Raw genomic sequence first — 444 nt, 5'->3', positions numbered from 1 at the left:
GGTCAGGCTGGCGAAAATAATGGCGCCATCATAAGGCATCACTATATCACGACCATCCGCTCGCTTCCCGATGACTTCCCCCTCGCTCACCGCTTCACCGGTGACAAAACGCTTGAGTAGCTGATCATCATCATGATCAGCTAGAATAGCCTCGGAAATTTCCAACACGCGCAGCGGTTTCGGCTTTTGCGGCGCATCTTTGATCATGCCAAGCGCGACCATGCCATTGATTACGCAATTATAACCAACTTGCGGGCCGTTCGGGTCGAGATGCTGACCGCACTCAACAGTCACACCGTAGCCACCGGTGAAGCGCATATATTCTGTCGTGCCAACACCATGCAACGATGACAGGCCTTCCGTTACACCGGCTTCACGCTTTTGCTTAATCGACTTCTCATGAGCAGGCAGCCAGCCATGCACCAGCAGCGGCAGGTTCATAGC

Annotated in this window: 1 pseudogene; it reads right to left on the bottom strand. The window is 53.8% G+C overall.

The features are described from left to right. Nucleotides 1–444: pseudogene (locus HBA93_RS18670) on the bottom strand (L,D-transpeptidase family protein); the annotation flags it as partial.

This window comes from Ochrobactrum sp. SFR4 (assembly GCF_019730395.1).
Classification (GTDB): domain Bacteria; phylum Pseudomonadota; class Alphaproteobacteria; order Rhizobiales; family Rhizobiaceae; genus Pseudochrobactrum.
The sequence above is the reverse complement of the archived record's forward strand: the minus strand, read 5'-3'. Positions and strand labels throughout refer to the sequence as shown.